The organism is Chryseobacterium vietnamense, assembly GCF_031454475.1.
Lineage (GTDB): Bacteria > Bacteroidota > Bacteroidia > Flavobacteriales > Weeksellaceae > Chryseobacterium > Chryseobacterium vietnamense.
Window position 1 is genome coordinate 1 of sequence record NZ_JAVDQX010000012.1, and the last position, 24,375, is coordinate 24,375.

Consider the following 24,375-nt stretch of genomic DNA (forward strand, 5'->3'; position numbering starts at 1 on the left):
GCGGGAGAGTAGGCCGCCGCCAGTTTTTATTTTATTTTTAAAAATCCTTTATCATAACGATAAAGGATTTTTTTTTGCTTTATACCCAGCTCAGGTTTATGAGTAATGGGTAATGAGCAATAGATAATAGATAATAGATAATAGATAATAGATGTGACGTAGTAAGCAATCATCAATTATCATTCATCACTTATCACTTATCGTTCATGTTCCTTCCTAGATTACCGTCTTTAGTATCTTTGCTGATCTATTCCTATTAATTAAAATGCTTCGACTCCGCTCAGCATGACAGGGCTAATACCAACTGTACTAAGTGCTAAAATACGTAAACATTATCCTGTGATCTTACAGCCCTTAAACCTGTCATACATAAATCTTGATTCCTACGGAATGACACAAAGGAAATGAAAATCTATTGGGACATCATCCATTCTATAGGAATTTACAAACATCGACTGATCATCCCTTACCAACCCCGGAACTCGCAACCCGAATTAACCATCACCTATTAATCACCATCAAACTATGCACAAAACTATTTCCTTCTATTACCCCATTTTACTCGAATAAATTCAATAAGTTTGTACTAGTTTTCCAAAAATAATTATAATGTCAGGAAATATTCTGATCATCGATGATGAGATCAAACTCCTTAAATTACTAGGAATGATCCTTTCCCAAGAGAATTTTAATGTAAAAGAAGCTTCCACAGCACGTTCAGCAATGACAATGATGGAGCAATATGAATTTGATGTTGTTCTAAGCGATGTGCGCCTGCCTGATGCTTTTGGAGTAGAGCTTGTGAAGTCTATCAAGAATAAATATCCTCAAATTGAAATTATCCTGATGACGGCATTTGGAAATATTACGGATGCGGTACAGGCTATGAAAAATGGAGCGTATGATTATTTGGTGAAAGGTGATGATAATGAAAAAATTATCCCATTGGTGTATAAGGCTCTTGATAAAGTTAAAGATAATAAATCAAGAGTTGTACAGCACCCTGTGACGAAAGGGTTTGACCAGATCATAGGCAAGTCCCCTTTAATTTTACAGGCCAAGAAATTGGCTGAAAAAGTTGCCTTAACGGATGCTGCTGTGCTTCTTACAGGGGAAACAGGCACGGGTAAAGAAGTTTTTGCCAGTGCGATTCATGAAGGGAGTGGCCGAAAGAAAAACAGCTTTGTAGCGATCAACTGCTCGGCATTCAGTAAAGAGATTCTGGAAAGTGAACTTTTTGGCCATAAACAAGGAGCCTTTACCGGTGCTATGAAGGATAAAAAGGGACTAATTGAAGAAGCTAACGGTGGTACTTTATTTCTGGATGAAATTGGTGAGATGCCGATAGAACTTCAGGCGAAGCTGCTTAGAGTTTTGGAAACCAGAGAATTTATCAAAATGGGTGAGACGAAAGTTTCAAAATCTGATTTCAGATTAATCGCAGCGACTAACAGAGATTTGGAAGAAGAAATAAAACAAGGGAATTTCAGAGAAGATCTCTATTTCAGACTGAATGTATTTGAGATTACACTTCCGGCATTAAGAGAAAGAAAAGAAGATTTAAAAGCACTGGCTAAGAATTTTATTGATCTTTTTTCTCATAAACTTCATTTGTCTTCAATTCAGGTAACTCCGGATTATTATAAAGTATTGGAAAAAAACGACTGGAAGGGAAATATTCGTGAATTGAGAAATGCCGTGGAACGAAGTTTAATTTTGATGGATAATAATATCCTTGATGCCGACAGCCTTCCTCATTATTCTGAAAAAACAGTTCTGGAAAGTGATTCGCTGAGCATCCGTTCCCTGGAAAAGATACATATTCAGAAAGTATTGCAATATACAAAAGGAAATAAAGCGGAAGCAGCCAGATTACTTGAGATTGGCATTGCCACGCTATACCGTAAACTGGAAGAATACGGATTGAAATAAACCGATTATCATTTTAATAAAGAGCCTATCATTTTGATAGGCTTTTCTGTTTTTATATGGTTTGATTGTTTGATTTAATAATCTGTAATTCAGTTGTTTATATGTTTGTTTTTAAAAATGGACTTTCTTTTGGCATATAGTCTATGAATAAAATATTTAAAAATGACAATTTCAAGAAAAACGTTTAAAAAACGGGAGCATTCTACTTTTAGTCTGCTGATTGTATCGTACGTATTACTGACTCTTTTAACCCTAATGATTAATATATGATGCTTATAAGTTTAATCCTGCTTTTTGCAGTGTTGTTTTGGCTTTTATGTAAATCAGTTGAATTTTTTGATAGAATATAAATTATGTGGAGTTTATTTTTCCTCTCAATACTTGCCTTTGTGTATATCTGTTATGTTTTAATTAAACCGGAAAAATTTTAAACAATCATGAATACAGAAATTTTAGGCATTATAGCAATGTTTGCTGTCACGTTAGTTATCGGAATTTTTTTAGGAAAATACATAGCTAATGTTTATGGATACAAAAAAACTTTTCTGGATCCGGTTTTTGAACCCATTGAAAAGTTAATTTATAAAGTTTCGGGAATTAATCCTGCCCGTCAGATGAATTGGAAGCAGAATATGTACGCCATGCTGGCGATCAACCTTATATGGTTCATCATAGGTTTCTTTCTTTTAATGAATCAGGCCTGGCTTCCTTTAAATCCTGACGGAAACCCGAATATGTCACCCGATCTGGCTTTTAATACGACCATTTCGTTCTTAGTAAACTGTAATCTACAGCACTATTCGGGAGAAACAGGAGTAAGCTACCTGAGCCAGCTTTATCTGATGTTTTTGCAGTTTGTCACGGCAGCAACAGGGATGGCAGCAATGGCGGTCCTTTTTAAAGCTTTTAAAGAAAAAACAAACACAGAATTAGGTAATTTCTACGATTTTTTCACAAAATCAATGATAAGAATCCTGGTTCCAATCAGTGTAATTGTTGCTTTAATTCTTTCTATCAACGGAAGTCCGATGACTTTTGAAGGAAAAGACCATATCATCACATTGGGAGGTCAGAAGGCTGATGTTTCCAGAGGACCTGTATCTGCGTTTGTTGCAATCAAACACTTAGGAACTAATGGTGGAGGATTTTTTGGGGCGAACTCAGCACATCCGCTTGAAAATCCTAATTATATGACCAATATTACAGAAATGGTAACTCAGATGATCATTCCGTTTGCATTGGTATTTGCACTGGGTTTTTATCTGAATAAAAGAAAACTTTCATGGGTGATCTTTACCGTAATGACAGTTGGTTTCCTGGCGCTTACCATTCCGAATGTTGTGAATGAAACGGCTGGAAATCCTCTGATTACACAAATGGGAACAGATAACAGGCTTGGAGCTATGGAAGGGAAAGAAATACGCTTCGGAAGTGCTTCATCCGGTTATTGGAGTATTGCCACTACAGTTATTTCTACGGGATCTGTGAATTCTATGCATGACAGTACAATGCCGCTTTCAGGAATGAATGAGCTGCTTGCCATGATGATCAATTGCTTCTACGGAGGTTGTGGAGTCGGAATTCTGAACTATTTTATCTTTATCATTCTGGCAGTGTTTATCAGTGGTCTGATGGTTGGACGAACTCCGGAATTTATGGGTAAAAAGATTGAAGCTAAGGAAATGAAGATTGCTATGATTGTCGCTTTATTCCACCCTTTCTTAATTCTTGCAGGAACAGCTTTAACGGCTTATTTACCGGAATTCGGAGCAAAAACATTGAATAACCCAGGTTTCCATGGTTTCAGTGAGATGCTGTATGAGTTTACTTCTTCTGCAGCCAATAACGGATCCGGATTTGAAGGACTTGGAGATAATACACCTTGGTGGAATATTTCAACGGGAATTGTGCTTCTATTATCAAGATTCATCCCGATTATAGGCCCTGTTGCTATTGCAGGACTACTCGCACAGAAAAAATATATCCCGGAAAGTTCCGGAACACTGAAAACGGATACAGCTACTTTCGGATTTATGACTCTGGCAGTGATTTTACTGATTGCAGCATTGTCATTCTTCCCTGCATTGACATTAGGCCCTATTGCAGAGCAGATTCAGTATTTCTCAAAATAAAAATGTGAACATTAAAAATTAGAATCAATAATCAACCATTAAGGAAGCCGAAAAGTTAGGAAGCTAGTCTGACAACTTACTGAAACGTTCACTTAATATTATCCATATCTATCCTCATGATCTGGCGAACCTTGATGGTTACTATTGATTTACAATGATATAAACTCTTTCAAAAAAATGAAAAATCAGTCACAAACATTATTTCAAAGAGATTTGGTCAACGAAGCGATAAAACAGTCCTTCGTAAAACTGAATCCGAAAATTATGTTTAAAAATCCGGTAATGTTTCTGGTGGAAATCGGAACCATTGTTATGTTTATCGTAAGCATGTTCAGCCTTACCGGTGATAAAACCCAGGGAAGCTTTTCCTATAACTTTTTAGTATTTATTATTTTATTTTTCACCGTTTTGTTTGCCAATTTTGCAGAAGCTATAGCGGAAGCAAGAGGAAAAGCACAGGCTGATACCCTTAGAAAAACAAGGGAAGAAACTCCGGCTAAACTGGTACTTGATAACAAGCCGGGATTTCAGGTAGAAACAAGGCTGAAGATGTCTGCTGAAATGACCTTAGGTGATATTTTCCTTTGCGAAGCCGGAGATCAGATTCCGATGGATGGAGAGATTATTGAAGGTCTTGCTACTATTGATGAATCTGCTATTACCGGAGAAAGTGCACCTGTCATCCGTGAAGCCGGAGGAGACAAAAGTTCTGTAACAGGAGGTACAAAAGTTCTTTCAGACAGAATTAAAGTAAAAGTAACCACAAAACCGGGAGAATCCTTCTTGGATAAAATGATTGCCCTTGTAGAAGGAGCTTCAAGACAGAAAACACCTAACGAAATCGCATTAACCATACTTCTGGCAGGATTTACCCTTACATTTATCATTGTTACCCTCACTTTAAAGCCTTTTGCAGACTATGCGCAGACTCCGATTACCATAGCGGCATTTATATCTCTTTTCGTTTGTCTTATTCCGACAACCATCGGTGGTCTGCTTTCTGCAATCGGGATTGCGGGGATGGACAGGGCTTTGAGAGCGAATGTTATTACCAAAAGTGGTAAAGCCGTAGAAACAGCAGGAGATATTGATGTTCTTTTGCTAGATAAAACAGGAACAATTACCATCGGAAACAGAAAAGCAACTCAATTTCATCCTGCTCATGGAATCCAGCTTGAAGAATTTATTAAAGCTTCCGCACTAAGTTCCGTAGCCGATGAAACACCAGAAGGAAAATCAATCATTGAACTGAGTGCCTTAAAAACCGAAGATTTATTGGTTTCCAATCCTACATATATCGATTTTACTGCAGAAACAAGAACTTCAGGAATTGATTTTGACGAAACAAGAATCCGTAAAGGAGCTTATGATACAATAAAAAAACTGACTGAAAAAGCCGGGAATATCTTCCCGCAGGAAACCCAGGATGCGGTAACCAAAATTTCTGAAAACGGAGGAACTCCTTTAGTCGTTGCCGTTAATGAAAAAGTATGGGGCGTTATTGAACTGCAGGATATCATTAAAACCGGAATTCAGGAACGTTTTCAAAGACTGAGAAAAATGGGAGTGAAAACGGTAATGGTAACCGGAGATAACCCTTTGACCGCAAAATTTATCGCAGAAAAAGCTGGAGTAGATGATTTTATTGCTGAAGCTAAACCTGAAGATAAGATGAATTACATCAAAAAGGAACAGCAGGAAGGTAAGCTGGTCGCGATGATGGGAGACGGAACCAATGATGCTCCGGCATTGGCTCAGGCAGATGTAGGTGTAGCTATGAACAGTGGAACACAGGCTGCAAAAGAAGCCGGGAACATGGTAGACCTAGATAATGACCCTACAAAGTTGATCGAAATCGTGGAAATCGGAAAACAGCTGCTGATGACAAGAGGAACTTTGACCACTTTCAGTATTGCAAACGATGTAGCGAAATATTTTGCCATTATTCCTGCGCTCTTTATCACTTTTATTCCTTCCCTTCAGAAGCTGAATATTATGAATCTTCACAGCCCTGAAACAGCCATATTATCAGCGGTTATTTTCAATGCGATAATCATTCCGTTCCTGATTCCGCTGGCGTTGAAAGGAGTGGCTTATAAACCGATCGGTGCAAGTGCCTTATTGAGAAGAAACCTTTTGATTTATGGTTTAGGCGGGGTAATCGTTCCGTTTATCGGAATCAAAATCATTGATCTGGTAATCAATTTATTCTATTAAAATTAAAAAAATGAAAAATCATATTGTTTCAGCATTCAGATTAACTCTTGTAATGCTGGTAGTGACAGGTATTTATCTGGGGGTTGTATATGGAGGTTCTAAAATACTTCCCAACAAAGGAAACGGAGAAATTGTCTATGATAAAGGACAGAAGTTTTATGCCAATATCGGACAGGAATTTAAATCTGAAAAATACTTCCACGGCCGTCCTTCTTCCGTTAATTATAATGCGGCAGGAAGCGGCGGGAGCAACAAAGGTCCCAGTAATGAAGATTATCTGGAAACAGTTCAGAAAAGAATTGATACTTTAAAAATGAAAAACCCTGAAATGGGAAATACAAAAATCCCTGTAGAGCTTGTTACGGCAAGTGGAAGCGGTCTGGATCCGGATATTTCTGAAGAAGGAGCTTTGTACCAGGTAAAAAGAGTTGCAAAAGTGAGAAACCTTTCAGAAGAGCAGATCAAAAACTTAATTAATACTCAGACTGAAAAGCCATTACTAGGACTTTTCGGACCCTCAAAAGTAAATGTTCTGAAGCTTAACATTGCTTTGGATCAATTAAAATAATAAATTTAATAATCAATAATCATGTCAAGGCTTTAAACCTTGACATGGTTAATATCCCCAAATTAAAAGTGAAAAAATATCTAGCTATAGCTGTGCTATCAGGGCTGTTTTTAACCAAAGCACAATCATCAGATTCATTGAAAATAGGAAATAAAGTTACGTTTTCCGCTTATGCAGAACTCTTTTATACCTACGATTTTAATGAGCCTGGAAATCATATGCGTCAAAATTTTCTTTACTCCTATAACAGACATAATGAAATGAATCTTAACCTGGGATTGGTTAAAGCCAATTACCAGAGTGAAAATATCCGTGCTAATCTAGCTTTAATGGCAGGAACTTATGCTCAGGATAATATGGCTGCCGAGCAAAATGCTTTGCGTTATATAAACGAAGCCAATGTAGGAATCAGAATATCAAAGAATAAAAATCTATGGATTGATGCAGGGATCATGCCTTCACATATCGGTTGGGAAAGTGCTATAGGAAAAGATAATGTGAATCTGACAAGAAGTTTAGCCGCTGAAAACTCGCCATATTTTGAAACCGGAGCTAAAATTTCCTACACCTCAGATAACGGAAAATGGTTTTTAAGCGGGCTGGTGCTGAATGGTTGGCAGCGTATTGCCAAACCGGAAGGAAACCAGAGTATTTCTTTCGGACATCAGTTGACGTATAAACCGAATGATAAAATTACCCTGAACAGCAGTTCATTCATAGGAAATGATAAAGCAAAAGAAGACAAAAGGATGCGTTATTTCCATGATTTGTATGGAAGCTTCCAGATAACTGATCAGTTTTACGCTGTATTAGGATTTGATATCGGAGCTGAGCAGAAGTCAAAAGGAAGCGAGCAGTATAATATCTGGTACAGCCCAAATGTATTAATGAAATATCAATTAGATAATAAATGGGCGCTGGCAGGACGGCTGGAATATTATAACGATAAAAACGGAGTGATTATCAATACAGAAACGTCCAATGGATTTCAAACTTTCGGATATTCTTTCAATGTAGATTATGCAATATTCAAAAATGTAGTTTTCCGCACAGAAGCGAGAGGTTTTACTTCCAAAGATGCCATTTTCGCTAAAAATGATGAATTCAGAAAAGGGAATTTCTTTATAACATCGAGTTTAGCGGTCTGGTTTTAAATCGATTTAGCCACAAAAAATAGTGTTTAAAGTAAAATTAAAAAGAATAAAATCAATGTCATCAGCAAAAGATTTTTTAGAACTGATTCAAAAATCCCGTAAAGGAAAATTCAAAATTTATATCGGGATGAGTGCAGGGGTAGGAAAGAGTTTTCGTATGCTTCAGGAAGCTCATTCCCTTTTGCGAAATGGCATTGATGTAAAAATCGGGTATATTGAAACGCATGGACGGGAAGAAACTGAAGCTCTGGTGGAAGGTCTTCCTCAAATTGAAAGGAAATCGGTTTTTTATAAAGGAAAGAACCTTGAGGAAATGGATCTGCAAGCCATTATCAATGAACATCCTGAAGTAGTGTTAGTGGACGAACTTGCCCATACCAATGTAGAAGGTTCCAAAAATAAAAAAAGATGGCAGGATGTGCTGGAAATCCTGGATAACGGAATCAACGTCATCAGTGCCATGAATATCCAGCACATCGAAAGCCTGAATGAGGAGGTAAAGAAAATCACGGGAGTAGAAGTAACAGAACGCGTTCCGGATAAAATCCTGGCGCTGGCAGATGAAGTAGTAAATATTGACCTTACCGCTGATGAGCTGCTGACCCGTTTGAAAGAAGGAAAGATTTATAAAAAAGAAAAAATTCAGACAGCACTCAGTAATTTCTTCCAGAGCGGACATATTCTGCAGCTTCGTGAGCTGGCTTTAAAAGAAGTAGCCACCCATGTAGAAAGAAAGGTAGAAACAGAGATCAAAACCGAAAATTTTAAACCCATAAAATTCCTGGCCTGCATCAGCAGTAACGAGAAAATTGCCAAAACAATCATCCGTAAAACGGCAAGATTAGCCAGTTACTATAACAGTCCGTGGACGGTTTTATATGTTCAGAAACCTTCTGAAAATCCGGAAAAAATTGCACTGGATAAACAGCGGTATTTAATTAATAATTTTAATTTAGCACAGGAATTAGGTGCCAAAGTAGTCAGGATCAAAGAGAGTAGTGTTCATAATGGAATTCTGGAATATGTGATTGCCCACAATATTACTACGGTCTGCATTGGAAAACCTCATGCCAGTTTCTGGCAGCGAATGTTGGGATACAGCTGGATTTATACCCTGATGAACAGGCTGAATGAAAGACAGATAGATATTATTATTTTATCATAAAAATAATGAAACTTAAAACGAAACTTACCTTAGGCGTCGGCCTTTTATTTTTACTGATCGTTCTGCTTTCAGTGATAGGTTCTGTATACATCAATAAATTAAAATCTGATACTGAAAAGATCCTTACGGCCAATTACAACAGTCTGGAGTTTTCCAAAAATATGCTGCTGGCACTGGATAATATCAGTACAGACAGTACTGTGGCGGTAGCCGATTTTCAAAAAAACAATAAACTTCAGGAAAAGAACCTTACCGAATTTGGAGAAAAAGAAGCCACTCAGAATCTGAACCTTCATTTCAATAGCTATCTGAAAGCACCGGATATTCATAAAGAAAAACTCATCCGTGAAGATCTTTCAAAGATTATGTCTTTGAATATGAAAGGGATTGAACGAAAGAGTGATATCGCTATTATCACAGCTGAAAATGCTACTTTCTGGATTGTAAGTTTAGGAACCGTATGCTTTCTGATTGCTTTTATTCTGCTTTTCAATTTACCACAAACCATTGCAGAGCCTATCAATCAGCTTACTTTCAGTATCAAACAGATTGCTGATAAAAACTACAGCGAGAGAGTTCATTTCAAAGGAAGTGAAGAATTCAACAGCCTGGCAGAGTCCTTCAACAGTATGGCGGAAAAACTTCAGGAGTACGAAAGCAGTACACTTTCCAAGCAGCTGATGGATAAAAAACGTATCGAAACCCTGGTTAATAATATGCATGATGCAGTTATTGGTCTGGATGAGAATCATTTTATCTATATGATCAATGATGAAGCGTTGAAAATCACCAACCTCCATAAAGAAGATATTATTGGAAAAACAGCTCATGAAGTGGCTATTAACAACGATCTGATGCGTGAACTGCTGAAAAATATTGACCATCCGGTAAAAGATCCGATTAAGATTGTTCGTGATAACAAAGAAAACTATTTTGAACAGGATATTATTCCCATCAATATTGTAAAAACAGGCGAAAAAGAGAAAAAATATATCGGAAAGGTAATCTTACTGAGAAATATTACCCCTTTCAAAGAACTGGATTTTGCCAAAACCAATTTTATTGCCACCATTTCCCATGAACTGAAAACTCCGATCTCAGCTATCAAGATGGGTGTGCAGCTTCTTGGAAACCAAAAGTTCGGGGAACTGAACGAGCAGCAGCAGGAATTATTGAAAAGCATCAATGAAGATGGACAGCGCTTATTGGATATCACAGGTGAATTGCTTAATCTTTCTCAGGTAGAATCCGGAAATATCAGATTGACTGTAGAGAAATGTTCCCCTAAAGAAATCGTACAAACTGCTGTAAAAAATGTTGAAAAGCTTGCCGAGCAGAAAAATATTTCCATCAGCACAGAATATCTTCTGGAAGAAAGTGATGCTGTAACTGCTGATTTTGACAAAACTGTCTGGGTGATGAATAACTTTCTTACCAATGCGGTGAAACACTCTTTTCAGGATGAAAATATTAAGATTGTGGTAGAAAAACTGAACTCGTTCATTCAGTTCAGTATTATTGACACCGGAAGCGGAATTGATGAAAAATACCACCGCCAGATCTTTGACCGTTATTTTCAGGTTCCCGGCGAACACCAAAATGGAACAGGTTTGGGCTTGGCTATTTCAAAGAACTTCATTGAAAAGCAACATGGAGAAATAGGAGTGAAGAGTTCTCTGAATAACGGAAGTACATTTTATTTCAGACTGCCGGTTTCTTAAGGATTATTTTATATTTGCGATAAAAATAACAATGAGAAAAACTTTAGCGTTCTTATTATTTTCAGTTTTACTGAGTATTCACGTGTCTGCACAGACATTCACAGTAGAACAGCTTAAAGGTTTCAATAAACTCACAATGGATGAGTTTAAAAAGGAAATGAAACAGCTGAAGTTCAGATTTTATGACAGAACAGAAGGCTTAAGCTTCCTTTTAACCGAATACGAAGCCCCAGACTATACCTCAAAAATAGGAAAGTTTGAATACAAAGAAGAAAAATCAGAAGACAGAATTGAATTTGAGTTTAAAGACAAGAAAGAATACGATCAGTTTCTCAAGCTAATATTGGCAGGCGGATATAAAGAAACTGAAAAAGGAAAGATTATAACCAAAGAGTCATATGTAGATTACTACAGGAATAAAGAACATATCAGGATGATTTTGCCTAAAGCAGGGCAAAAAAATCCATACACTATTATCGTTTTCAAATAAAGTATGATTCAATTGAACTCAATAAAAGTAAATGAGATTCACTTTTATTCAAATAAGATAAAAAGTCTTATAATGTTTATTATTTCATCTGTTTTCATTTTTATTTTTTTTAATAATGATTTGGAAAACGAGGGATTAGGAACAATAATCATTTTTTATCTGGGATTTTTACTTTTCTCATTTGGATTTGTTTATTCAATACTGCTGTTATTTCGGACAAAGCCATTGTTAACAATTACTGATAAGCAGATTATAATTTATAACTTATTGAGAAAACCTACAACGATCAATTTTGAAGATATTTTGTCATTTTATATTTCAAATACAACATTTCGGGGAATAAAAACAAATGAGTCTATTTGTATTGCCATAAAAGATGATCCTTTTGGCAGAAAAGGAAATATTATAAATACAAACCTGTTGAATGTGAAAACAAATGCTTTGTTGGAAGAATTGAATTGTAGAAGAGCTATTATTTGTAAGAGGTAAGAGATAGCTAAAAGAAAAGTAATCAGGAGAAAATAAAAAAGCTGCGAAAATTATTCGCAGCTTTTTTTATAACATTCGTGAGTTTACTCCTTAATAAACTTCTGTACAATTACTTTGTCTTTCAAGAAAACTTTAAGAATATAGTTTCCTTTAGAAAGTTCAGAAACAGGAATGGAGTTTCCTTTTACATTTGATGAACTGATAATTCTTCCGGCCGCATCATAGATTTCAGCTTTTACAATTTCATTTTTGGATTGAATATGTAAAATATCTCTTACCGGATTCGGGTAAACAGCAATAATAGAGTTTTCTTTATTGATTTCAGCTGTTGCCAGTACATTCTGAACGCTTGTTGTATAAGTATTGGTAACAATCGGGTTATTGTAATCGAAATAGATTTTTGCAGTATTGCTAAAGCTGTCACCAAGACTTAAGGTAGATTTTGTTTTGATTTTAAATGATACATATCCATCGTTATTGGCATTATCAAAAGGCAGTTGAATATTTTCAAAAATAAATTCTACGGTATTCGGATTGGTAATTCTTGTTACAAAATTGTGACTTCCATTCAAGGCGACTAAACTTATTAGGTCGAATTTAGAAGTATCAATAATATCTTTTACTACAATATTCTGTGCATTTGCGGTTCCTGTATTTTCAAATCTGATCAGATAATGTACATAATCTCCTACCTGGGTTTGTGCAATAGTAGTTCCTTCAAGACAAGTCTTATCATTCGGGTCAAAAGAATTGACAACCGTTTGGTTCAATGTGAAGTTATTATCAGCAGGCATTTCATCAGTAGCGCCATTGATTTGTGCTGCATAATGTAAAATATCACCTCCATTGAGTGGTGGAGTCTGTGTTGGGGTATTTAATTTCAGCGTTACAGTAATTTCTTTGGTTTCAAAAGGGAGAAGATTCGTGAAATTCCAGTTCAACATACCACTAGATTGAGAGCCTGGAGATGTCGTTGCACTCAGATAATTCATCAGGTTATTATTGAAATTAAAAACTATATTTCCCGACTGAGGTGCAGTGCCTTTGTTTTTATAGATGATTTTATATTTTGATTCAAAACCAGGTGAAGCTGCTGTTACAGGAATAATCATCACTTCTAAATCATGATGAACTCCATTAGCTGCCAAACAGAAATTTTGGGCTACAGGACTAGGCTGATTGGGAAAGGTGACGCTTATGGAAGGTGGAGTGACTGTAAAATAATTAGGGTTTTCCAACACGGGGGTAAGGGTATGTGTTCCTGCCTGTAGTGGGATTGAATAATTAGCTGAAGTATTTCCTATGAAACTTCCTGAAGTATTTCCACTTGTAATATTAAATTTTTGCAACGCTTTACCCGGATCAGCGATGTCACAGCCATTATTGTTACTGTCATATTTTGTATTTCCCTGAACTACATAGAAGATTCCGCCCGGAGTAAATGAGCAATAATTTGTTGTTTTATAAGTGGAGTAAAAATAGGGAGAGCTATCTATTATACTTTGTATCATATCCTGTTCATTGTAATCACAGCAAATTACAAGATTGGGATTAAAAACGATACCTGTTCCGCTATTTTGCTGAACTTTACCGTTTTTTAAATTAAGAAAACTCATATTGTTTGAGCTGCAGTTGATATTATAAAATTCAGGGTTTTGGGATAGATCAAGAGATTGAATTGAATTATTATTGCAGTTGAGTGTATTTAAAAGAGGATATATGGAAAGATTGAGGCTTGTGAGCTGATTATATCCGCAATAAATAATTTTCATATCGGGACAACCGGGCATACTTAAGCTTGTTAAGTGATTGTTTTCACAGTAAACAACACGAAGGTTGCTTTGATTTTGAATATTGAGAGCTGATAGGTTATTTTTGCTGACATCTATGATCTCCATATTGGAATTTGCAAAGTTAATGGATGAAAGCAAAGTATTGTTCTTCAGGTAAAAAACAAAAATATTCTGCAGATTGGAAGCATCAAATGTTGTCAGTTGTGTCTTTTCTATATCCAATTCCACAATATGTGAAGATCCGGAAATATTGATATTCGTTAAAGGGGTATTAAAAATGTACAAATATTTTAAAGAAAGTCTATTCTGCAAATCCAATGAAGTTATTGCTGTATTATTGCAGTAAAACCTGTATAGATTGTTACAGTTGGTAAGATTCAGGGAAGTTAGTTGAAACATTGCATCTAAGCTTAATTCTGATAAAAAAGGATTAGAGCTCAGATTTAGGGATGATATATTATTCCCGGAAATATCCAGCTCTCCTAAATTTCCAAAGGCAGAGATTCCTGTCAGATCTGAAATTCCTCCACCATAAAGTCGTAGTCTTCCTACCTGTAAAGCTTCGGATACTTCAATTTCTCCATTGTTATTCGTATCAATTTTCATGTTAAAATTACCGGAATTTGTTGAAGCGATACTATTGGTAATGTCTGCTGACAATAATTTTGCTTTAAAATTAGCATCCGGAATATTGACAATCTGTGACTGAAGGATAGAAAATACAGTCAACAGAATAACTGAGTAGAGTTTTTTCATGGTTTAGGTAATTGGGTTTTAGTTTTTTATTATTTGATTATAAATCAAACGCAAATGTAAACTTTTACACGAATATTTTATTATTTTTTATGTTTGAATTCAAAGCACTTATTTCAAAAATGAAAATAAAAAAGACTGTGATAGATTTCACAGTCTTATATAAATGATTAAACCATTATTCTTTATTGCTTTTCAATCAAATCCAGAAACTGCTGCTCATCCAGAATCGTAATTGTTCCGATATCCTGAGCTTTTTTTAGTTTACTTCCGGCTTTTTCACCTACTACAAGATAGTTGAGGTTTTTTGAAACTGCAGAAATATTTTTTCCGCCATGCTTTTCTACCATTTCCTCAGCAGATTCTCTGGTAAATAAAGATAATTTTCCGGTGAACAGGAATGTTTTTCCTTCCAGAACATTGGACAAAACTTCATTCGTACTTTCTCCTTTCTCAAGCTGTACTCCGTAAGATTTCAATCTTTCGATCATCAATACATTTTCAGAATTCTGGAAGAAATCAACAATGCTCACTGCAATTTTAGCTCCGATGTCTTCTACCTGACAAAGCTCTTCTACCGTGGCATTCTTTAATTCTTCAATAGTCGGGAAGTTTTTGACCAGTTTCTTGGCAACCGTTTCTCCCACATGTTTGATCCCGATTCCATATAAAACTTTTTCAAAAGGAATTTCTTTGGATTTTTCAATTCCTGTGATGATATTCTGAGCAGATTTCTCAGCCATTCTTTCCAGTGGAAGAAGCTGTTCTTTTGTCAAAACATAGAAGTCAGCAGGATTTTCAATCAGTCTTTCTCTGTAAAGCTGTTCAATCGTTTCACTTCCAAGGTTATCAATATTCAAGGCTTTTCTGGAGACATAGTGAATCATTCTTCCCACTACCTGTGGCGGGCAGTGAAGCTCGTTCGGACAGAAATGAATAGCCTGATCTTCAATTTTTACCAGCTCAGTACCACATTCAGGGCAATGTTTGATGTATTCAATTTCTCTGCTTTCTTCCGTTCTTTTATCCGTGTTTACCCCTACAATTTTCGGAATAATTTCACCTCCTTTTTCTACATAAACGAAATCATGCTCATGAAGATCCAGCTTTTTGATGATATCTTCATTATGAAGAGAAGCTCTTTTTACGATGGTTCCGGCCAGTAAAACAGGTTTTAAATTCGCAACAGGAGTAATGGCACCTGTTCTTCCCACCTGATATGAAACACTTTGAAGTTCCGTCTCTACTTTTTCTGCTTTAAACTTATAAGCCATTGCCCAACGGGGAGATTTGGCCGTATATCCAAGCTGTCTTTGGTGCTGTAAAGAATTCACTTTTAAAACAATACCGTCTATTTCAAATGGCAGATTATGACGTTCAGTATCCCAGAAAGTAATAAATTCCTGCACCTCAGCCATGGTTTTACATAATTTTGCCTGCTGGGAAGTTTTGAAGCCCCAGCTCTGAGCTTTCTGAAGCAGTTCCCAATGGGTTTCCGCAGGAACTTCATCAGAAATAAACTGGTATAATACAGAGGAAAGTCCGCGTTTTCTTACCTCAGCGCTGTCCTGCATTTTCAAACTTCCGCTGGCAGTATTTCTTGGATTCATGAAAGGATCAAGTCCTTCTTCTTCGCGGAGTTTATTGATTTTATCAAAGTTTTTTCGGGTCAGATAAATTTCACCACGCATAAAAAAATGAGCGGGGAAATCACCTTTTAAAGTCAAAGGAATATCTGAAATGGTACGTACATTCGGGGTAATTTCATCACCCTGGAAACCGTCACCACGGGTAACTGCCTGTGAAAGCTTTCCGTTTTCATAAAGGATAGAAATAGACGCACCGTCATACTTCAGCTCAGCAACAAACTCTACGGGATCTTCAATGGTTTTGATGATTCTTTTTTCCCAGTCTTCCAGATCATCAAAATCATAGGAATTATCCAGAGAATACATCCTGAATTTATGCTGAATGGTAGGGAAAACCTTAGTAACACCACCACCTACACGTACCGTAGGAGAATTTTCATCATAAAATTCCGGATATTTTGCCTCCAGACCCTGTAGTTCCTCCAGAAGCATATCGAATTCAAAATCCGTAATGGTGGGAGTATCCAGTTGATAATAATTGTGATTATGCTGGTGAAGCTCTTTACGGAGCTGTTCTATCTTTTGTTGAATGTTTTCAGACATTGCTTTTCTATCTTTTGAGCAAAAATAACTAAAGTAATTGCATTTAAAAAATAACAGAATAAAATAGTACGGGAAAATTAAGAATACGTAATATGCTTTAACTGACTGGTTTTGCATAAATTAAAACATGTGTTTAAAGTAATTTAACATAACGTTCTGATTTAATTAAAAAAATGTTAAAACTTTCTTAAACACCCCGCGCTCAAAGTCAAAATACCTTTGCACATCTGATTAAAGAAACCTTATAATGATTTATCAGTGTGAAAATCAAAGAGGTTTCCTGGCGAATATCAAAAAATTAATCATAAAGATCTTCGGAAGAAATGAAAAAAGTAAAGATTGTACTGGGATTATTGTTTTTAGGGCTTGGGACAATGGCTTATGCACAGACCACGCAGGCTTCTATTGTAGGGAAAGTTACCGGACCGGGAAGTACGGCTCAGGAAAAAGTGAAAGTGACGATCGTAAATGAGTCCACAGGATTCAGAACGGAAACGGAAACCAACTCAAAAGGGGAATATATTTTTAAAGAAATTCCTCTTGGAGGGCCTTACACTGTCATTGTAAACGATGATAAAAAAGAAGGTTACAGTGTGAACTTCGGTGATCAGGTGACTGTCAATATGGATCTGGGGAACGAAAAGGCTATTGAGGAAGTAAAAATTACAGGAAACCTTAAAAACAAAATCGGAAACCTGGGAGCAGCCACAGCAATTTCTGCTAAAAATATCAGTATACTTCCGGTGAATGGACGAAACTTTACCAACCTTACAGAACTGTCTCCGCTAAGTGGAAAAGGAGGAAACCTTTCCGGCCAGCTTGGATCTTCCACCAACTTTACGATTGATGGGATGACCGCAAAAAATCCCACTTCTGCAGGATCTACTACCAGCCGAAGCGGTGCACCGTTTTCAATTTCCATTGAAGCAGTACGTGAATTCAAAATCACAACCAACCAATATGACGTTACATTGGGAAGAAGTGGAGGAGGAACCGTAAGTGCTGTTACCAAATCAGGAACCAATAAATTTTCAGGAAGTGCATGGGAATATTTAAGAACCAACTGGCTTTCCAGTCCATATGACATCAGAGGAAACAAAAGAGATAATGATTTCTCTACTTCCCAGTTCGGGTTTTCATTAGGTGGACCCATCATTAAAAATAAATTACACTTCTTCGTAGCATGGGATCACCAGCTGGATTCAAGACCATTGGTGATTGCGGATATCAAATCTCCGGATGATGAGAAGAGATTCAATACCACCACGCAGACGCTTAATCAGTTTGTGGATATTGCCAGAGCAAAATATGGAGTAGGAAGCGGTCCTCAGTTTGGAAGTTTTGACAAAGTAAGAAACTCGGATGCCGGATTTTTACGTTTAGACTGGCAGATCAATGAGAAAAATCTATTGACATTAAGAAATAACTTTACCTATGATCTTAATAAAAACGGTTTGGGTGACAATACCAATATCAATTTCTTTGAATCTTATGGAAATGATAAAAACCTTGATAACAGCTTATTATTAACCTTAAGATCAAACCTGCAGCCTAATTTAACTAACGAATTAAAGGCGCAGTATCTTTATACTTTCCAGGACAGTTATCAGAACAATCAATTAGGAAAACCTGTTCCGAGGGCTATAGTTGAAGGAGTATCTTCCAGTGCAGGATCTACGAATATTCAGATCGGAGGACACCGTTTTGCCCAGGAAAGCTTTAGAAATAATGTATTCCAGATCGTAGATAACCTATATTACAATACCGATAAGGTAAAGTATACTTTCGGGGCAGATCTTATGTATACAACCGCAAAATCGGTATACGGAAGTGAGGTAAACGGAAGATTCCACTTCCAGGGAATGAGTAATTTTGATGCAATGACCCCTTACCGATTCTACAGAGAAGTTCCTTTGATGGCCGATCCGTCTGTAAGATCAAACATCTGGAACATCGGTCTTTATGGGCAATTCCAGACCAAAGTGGCCAAAGGGCTTGATTTAATGGCTGGTTTAAGATTAGACTACAGTGGTTACCCGAAAGCAGAATTCAACCAGAAGCTGTTTGATGAAATGGGAATCAGAACAGATAATCAGATCAAATCATTCGTAATCCAGCCAAGATTCCAGTTTGACTGGAATATCAATGAAGGAAACAAAGACTTCCTGAAGTTCGGTGCCGGAATTTTCTCTTCGGATATCAACAATTACATGATTATCAACAACCTTGTATTCGATGGAAAGCATCTGGCTACAGTGGATGTAACAGGTAAAGATGTTCCGTTCCCGGATTTCAACAGTTACAGAAATGATTATGGATCGGTTCCATCTCTTTCCCAGAAGCAGATTCCAACCATTAACTATACGGGTAAAGACGCAAAAATTCCAATTGTTTATAAAGCGAATATTTCCTATACCCATTTCTTCAATGAAAGATTCAGAGCGGGAATCGCAGGATACATGGCTTTAGGTAGAAATAATTATTACTACTACGACAGAAACATGGTTGCCAATCCATTCTTTACCTTAGCTAATGAAGGAGGAAGAGGAGTGTTTATCCCTACAGGTGCCATTACCAATAATGCTAATAACAGTGTAAGCTTCGACTGGAAACAGGGCAGAATCAATAATAATTTCGGAAGAGTACTCGAATTGGTGAGCGATGGTAAAGTAAACCAGTTCTCATTCGTCATTGATACAAGTTACCGTTACTGGAAAGATGGAGAAATCACTGCAAGTTATACATGGTCTGACATTAAAGACAATACTTCATATAACGGAAACGTAGCCAACTCTGCAACATTGTCTACGATGATTCAGAGTGATCCGAGAGATTTAAGAATGACCTATTCTGACAATCAGTTCCGTAATAAAGTGGTTATCTATGGAAACTCTCCTACCATTGCAGGCTTTACAGTAGGAATCAGATATTCTGGGATCGGGGGAACCCGTTTCTCAGCAACAACAGGAGGGAATATCAACGGAGACTTTGTAGATTCCAACGACCTTGCTTTTATCTTCCCGAATCTTACCCAATCCGTTCTGGATGATCCACAGGTAGGACAAGCTCTGAAAGATTACATCACTGAATACAACGGAAAAATAGCAGAACGTAACGGAGGTAAAAATGGTTTCTATGGAGTTTGGGATGTACGTGTAGCGAAAAAAATTAAATTTGATAAAGTAGGAGCTTTCGAACTTTCTGTAGATATCTTCAACGTAGCAAACCTTCTTAATAAAGAATGGGGTGTCAACAACTCATATGGAAATACCTCTCTGTATAAAGTAACAAGATTCAATAAAGATACGATGCAGTACGAATACACCAAAAACGTAAGTGGAGGAGGTTTGGTTCCAATGACAGGAAATCCATACCAGATCCAAATCGGTGCGAAATACAGTTTCTAACTTTTACCTTTGTTAACCACTGAAGATATAAAAGAATTGAGCCGGCTATTGTAATCTCACTTAGCTGAGTCCGTAAATCTTTTATGTCTTTGTGGTTTTCATTTTTTAATAACTACCTTTATCAGGAAGTTCACAACTTTATTTTTAATAATTTAATTTATATTATGAAAAATTTTATCTTAGGGTTAGCAGTTTTAAGTACAGTTATGATGAAAGCACAAACCCAGATTATTGCCCACAGAGGATATTTCCAGGCTCAGCCTCCTACAACGGAGAATTCACTTCAATCCCTGGAGAATGCCCAGAAATTAAAAATATATGGGTCTGAATTTGATGTAAGAATGACAAAAGATGGTGTATTGGTGATCAACCACGATGAACATCACGGTAAAATGGAAATTTCAGAAGCTACCTTCAAAGAATTGGAAGCATTGAAATTAGCCAATGGAGAAAATTTTCCAACTTTAAAAGATTATTTAAAGCAAGGAAAAAAAGATAAATCTCTGAAACTGATTGTCGAGATCAAACCTGCAAAAACTCCGGAAATTGAAAAAGAGATCACGCAGAAAACCATCAAAATGATCAAAGACATGAAATTGGAATCTCAAAGTGAGTTTATTTCTTTTAGTCTTAATATCTGTAAAGAGATCAAAAAACTGGCTCCAGCTTTTAAAGTTCAGTACCTGAACGGCGAGCTGTCTCCTGAACAGATCAAAAAAGAAGGATTGGACGGTATGGACTATCACTACAGCGTTTTCCAGAAAAATCCAACCTGGATTGCTGATGCAAAAGCATTAGGATTAATTACCAATTCATGGACCGTGAATGATGTTGCCGTATATGACGAACTGAAAAAACAAGGAATCGGGTTCGTAACAACTAATATTCCTGATCAGCTGAAAAACAAATAAAAAGTTTAAAATCTTTCAGAATTATTACCACTGAAGGACGAAATATTCCCCTCCTCCGGAGGGGTGGCAAAAATTCAAAGAATTTTTGACGGGGTTGTTTACAACACCTCTCAAATCAAATTCTCAACAAGTAGCAATTTACACAGTCTGCCCTTTATAAAAGGCAGACTGTGTCTTTTTGGGGATAAATTCATTATATCCAGGAATATTAAAAAACATGATTAAATTTAATGTATTTATTTAAAAATCAGTATTTTACTTGTTTTGTGTAGTATTATCTCAAGTAAAGACAATAAAGATACGTAAATGATGCTTTGATACTGCATTAAAAATACATAATTGCTTAAATGGTTAGTATTGAGGTTTTTATCCAATGTTATTAAGACTTGATTAATATATGGTTTAATAAATTTTTAAGAAACGTTAAAACTATGTTAAGGCTATCCTTGTAATGTCGTTCTAATTTTGCGCAAACAAAAAGGAAATGCGTAAAGAGACACAAAAACTGTTGGTTTTGTCGCTGTTAGGATTGGTCAGCGTCAACCTGACAGCGCAGCAGAAAGCTAAAAAAGACACAGTTAAAGGACTTGACGAAGTAGTGGTAACTGCTTTGGGAATCAAAAGACACGACAGGGCTTTAGGGTATGTTGCCGAAAAAGTAGATGCCAAAACATTTGAAGAAACCCAGAATAACAACTGGGCGCAATCAATGGAAGGGAAAGTGGCAGGTCTAAAAATTCAGACTGCCGGAGCAGGACCTCTTGGTACTTCGAGAATTACATTGAGAGGAGAGAAATCCATTATGATGGATCATAACTATGCTCTTATTGTAGTGGATGGAGTGCCATTGGGAAATTCTACCACAGGTTCCGGCACGGCAGCGTATGGAGCAGGATCCGGAGGTGATGTTCCTATCGACCTTGGAAACGGTCTGAACAGTATCAATCCGGACGACATCGAATCTGTAACTGTACTGAAAGGTGCTTCTGCTGCTGCATTATACGGTTCCCGTGCCGCCAACGGAGCTTTAATGATCACCACAAAGTCAGGAAAAACAAAGAACGGAAAACTGAGGGTCACTTTTAACTCTTCCTCGAGCTTTGATTCTGTACTGAAATGGCCGGATTGGCAATACGAGTATGGGCAGGGAACACTGGCAACCAATACAGCAGGAAACTTCTATTATTCTTATGGTCTTTCCCCGGATGGTCCAAGTACAGGAGGAACCAGTAGTGCTTTCGGTCCTAAATTCGCCGGACAGTATTATTTCCAATACGATCCTGATGTGATGGGACAAAGCAAGGAAAGACAATTGTGGAGACCTTATGAAAATAATATCAAAGGTTTCTGGAGAACAGGATCTACTTACTCAAACAGCATTTCCGTAGAAAGCTCCAACGAGAAAACAAGTTTCAGGACGTCATTGACTTACCTTAATAACGAGTGGATGATGCCTAATACAGGCTTCGACAGGTTCAATTTTGCCTTGTCATTTGCCCATCAGCTTACCCAAAAATTAAAAATTTCAACAAAATTTGCCTACAACACTACTACCAGTGATAACCTTCCTGCAACAGGATACAACAACCAGTCGATCTCCTACTTCATGATCTTCCAAAATCCCAATGTAGATCTTGAATGGTACAAACCGGTTTGGAAACCAGGTCAGGAGCAGGTTGATCAGATTCATCCGTTCAGTTCCTACATTGATAATCCTTATATGATTGCTTACGAAATGCTGAATGGAGTCAGAAAGAAAACCATTACAGGAAATATCACTGCAGATTATCAGTTTAATAAAAATTTCAGTTTAATGCTGAGGTCCGGTATTGAAATCCTGAATGAAAAAAGAACGACCAAAAGACCATGGAGTTCTGCCAATTACCTGAAAGGTTTCTACAGAGAACAGTTTATCAAAAACCAGGAATATAATAACGACCTTTTATTTTCTTATAAAGCAGACTGGAATAAATTCAGTATTTCCGCCTCTGCAGGGGGAAGTATCCGTTATAATGAATATCTCCTGAATGATTATCAGGCCATCGGATTGAAAACAGCAGGAGAATACAGCCTTACCAATGCGCTCAATATTCCTGTTAAATATCCGGCGCCAAGAGATAAACATGTCGACAGTGTGTACGGATTGCTTACTCTGGGATATGACAATAAAATATTTGTGGATGTTACCGGAAGAAACGACTGGAGTTCTACACTTCCCAAGCAAAACAGATCCTTCTTTTATCCTTCAGTGAGTACCAGTTTCATTCTTTCAGACATTTTTAATCTGAAAAGCAATAACCTGAACTTATGGAAACTGAGAGCTTCATGGGCAAAAGTAGGGATAGACAGTGATCCTTATCTTTTGGATAATTATTATACAGCCAGTAACATTACAGGAAGTGTGGTAGCACCTACAACCTTTAATAATCCATCTCTTAAACCTGAAAAAAATACCAATATTGAAGCCGGTATGGATTTCAGCCTTTTCAAAAACAGGTTGAACCTTAATCTGACTGCTTACCAGAATTTCAGTGAAAATCAGATTATCCCTGTATCATTGCCCACCGAAGCAGGATATTCCAAAAGGATCATCAATGCAGGAAAAATCCGAAACAGAGGTTTGGAACTCTCAGCAGATATCTTAGCCATAAGAGGTAAAGATTTCTCATGGAAAGTAGGGGGAAACTGGTCTACCAACGAAAACAGGGTAATGACCTTACCTGAAGGATTCGACGGAATTGTTTCCAATGTAGGAGATGTAGTCTTCTATAAAATGGAAGTAGGCGGTTCATTGGGAGACATGTATGGTTTTAAACTACTGAGAAATCCAGAAGGAAAAGTAATTTATGGTGATAACGGACTTCCCGCAAGACCTACAGATATTGAAAAAGTAGGGAATGCATTCCCGAAATGGAGAGCCGGGCTTCAAAATGATTTCAGAATCAAAAACTTTACAATAAGCTTCTCATTTGATGGTCAGTATGGTGGTATTGCGTATTCTCAGTCGCATCATAAAATGTCTGAGCAAGGTAAGCTGAAATCTACCCTTCCGGGAAGAGACAATCCAGGCGGAATGATTGTAGGAGACGGCGTGGTTCAGAACCCTGACGGAACCTTTAGTACGAATACAAAAGGAGTACTGGTATCTTCTTACTACGGAGATTATTACAGAAGAGCCAATGTGGAAACTAACAGCTTCAGCACAGATTTTATAAAACTGAGAGACGCAAGAATTGCCTATTCATTCCCGAAAGAGACCATAAAATCTATAGGTCTGGATGATCTTACCATTGCCATTTTCGGAAAGAACCTGTGGATGTGGACCAAGTTTCCAATGTTTGACCCTGAAGTGGCTACACTGGACAACGCAACCATCACTCCGGGAGTGGAAATGGGGCAGCTTCCAACAGCAAGAACAGTTGGTTTTCAGTTAAATCTTAAATTCTAAAAT

At 37.0% G+C, this 24,375-nt stretch carries 15 protein-coding genes; 13 read left to right on the top strand and 2 right to left on the bottom strand.

Annotated elements, in window-relative coordinates; all coding sequences use genetic code 11:
* The first annotated feature begins 609 nt into the window (after positions 1-609).
* The 10 genes from J2786_RS22770 (at position 610) to J2786_RS22810 (ending at position 11,868) form a co-directional block, all read left to right on the top strand.
* On the top strand, positions 610-1,932 hold the full coding sequence (locus J2786_RS22770; protein ID WP_047433204.1) for a sigma-54-dependent transcriptional regulator: 1,323 nt from the start codon (positions 610-612) through the stop codon (positions 1,930-1,932).
* A gap of 353 nt (positions 1,933-2,285) precedes the next feature.
* A complete protein-coding gene (locus J2786_RS23070; RefSeq protein ID WP_077415921.1) occupies positions 2,286-2,363 on the top strand; it encodes a potassium-transporting ATPase subunit F in 78 nt (25 codons plus the stop codon).
* Positions 2,364-2,369: 6 nt separating this feature from the next.
* Entirely contained in the window at positions 2,370-4,064 is a 1,695-nt protein-coding gene (kdpA, locus tag J2786_RS22775; RefSeq protein WP_047433202.1) for a potassium-transporting ATPase subunit KdpA, read from the top strand.
* A gap of 177 nt (positions 4,065-4,241) precedes the next feature.
* Complete coding sequence (gene kdpB / locus J2786_RS22780; protein WP_047433201.1) at positions 4,242-6,281, top strand: potassium-transporting ATPase subunit KdpB; 2,040 nt, start codon at positions 4,242-4,244, stop codon at positions 6,279-6,281.
* Positions 6,282-6,291: 10 nt separating this feature from the next.
* Entirely contained in the window at positions 6,292-6,849 is a 558-nt protein-coding gene (locus tag J2786_RS22785; RefSeq protein WP_047433199.1) for a K(+)-transporting ATPase subunit C, read from the top strand.
* Between the two features lie 68 nt (positions 6,850-6,917).
* Positions 6,918-8,003: a porin gene (locus tag J2786_RS22790; protein ID WP_052187059.1), complete on the top strand. Its 1,086-nt coding sequence runs from the start codon at positions 6,918-6,920 to the stop codon at positions 8,001-8,003.
* Positions 8,004-8,058: 55 nt separating this feature from the next.
* Positions 8,059-9,168, top strand: coding sequence for a histidine kinase (locus J2786_RS22795; RefSeq protein ID WP_047433197.1), 1,110 nt, complete (start codon positions 8,059-8,061; stop codon positions 9,166-9,168).
* A gap of 5 nt (positions 9,169-9,173) precedes the next feature.
* Positions 9,174-10,889: an ATP-binding protein gene (locus J2786_RS22800; protein WP_047433194.1), complete on the top strand. Its 1,716-nt coding sequence runs from the start codon at positions 9,174-9,176 to the stop codon at positions 10,887-10,889.
* A gap of 31 nt (positions 10,890-10,920) precedes the next feature.
* On the top strand, positions 10,921-11,379 hold the full coding sequence (locus J2786_RS22805; RefSeq protein ID WP_047433191.1) for a hypothetical protein: 459 nt from the start codon (positions 10,921-10,923) through the stop codon (positions 11,377-11,379).
* Positions 11,380-11,382: 3 nt separating this feature from the next.
* Positions 11,383-11,868, top strand: coding sequence for an STM3941 family protein (locus J2786_RS22810; protein ID WP_310022657.1), 486 nt, complete (start codon positions 11,383-11,385; stop codon positions 11,866-11,868).
* A gap of 83 nt (positions 11,869-11,951) precedes the next feature.
* Here J2786_RS22810 and J2786_RS22815 read toward each other — a convergent pair whose 3' ends face one another.
* Together J2786_RS22815 and ligA are read right to left on the bottom strand one after the other, a co-directional pair.
* The gene (locus tag J2786_RS22815; protein ID WP_047433187.1) at positions 11,952-14,417 is read right to left on the bottom strand and encodes a DUF7619 domain-containing protein; all 2,466 of its coding nucleotides are present in this window, start codon (positions 14,415-14,417) and stop codon (positions 11,952-11,954) included.
* A 182-nt stretch (positions 14,418-14,599) separates the two neighbouring features.
* A complete protein-coding gene (gene ligA / locus J2786_RS22820; RefSeq protein ID WP_047433184.1) occupies positions 14,600-16,606 on the bottom strand; it encodes an NAD-dependent DNA ligase LigA in 2,007 nt (668 codons plus the stop codon).
* A gap of 323 nt (positions 16,607-16,929) precedes the next feature.
* Here ligA and J2786_RS22825 point away from each other — a divergent pair, with 323 nt between their 5' ends.
* The 3 genes from J2786_RS22825 to J2786_RS22835 all read left to right on the top strand — a co-directional run bounded on the left by J2786_RS22825 (position 16,930) and on the right by J2786_RS22835 (position 24,372).
* Positions 16,930-20,013: a TonB-dependent receptor gene (locus J2786_RS22825; protein WP_047433181.1), complete on the top strand. Its 3,084-nt coding sequence runs from the start codon at positions 16,930-16,932 to the stop codon at positions 20,011-20,013.
* A 164-nt stretch (positions 20,014-20,177) separates the two neighbouring features.
* Positions 20,178-20,924, top strand: coding sequence for a glycerophosphodiester phosphodiesterase family protein (locus tag J2786_RS22830; protein ID WP_047433397.1), 747 nt, complete (start codon positions 20,178-20,180; stop codon positions 20,922-20,924).
* Between the two features lie 484 nt (positions 20,925-21,408).
* A complete protein-coding gene (locus J2786_RS22835) occupies positions 21,409-24,372 on the top strand; it encodes a SusC/RagA family TonB-linked outer membrane protein (protein ID WP_047433180.1) in 2,964 nt (987 codons plus the stop codon).
* The last annotated feature ends 3 nt before the right edge of the window (positions 24,373-24,375 follow it).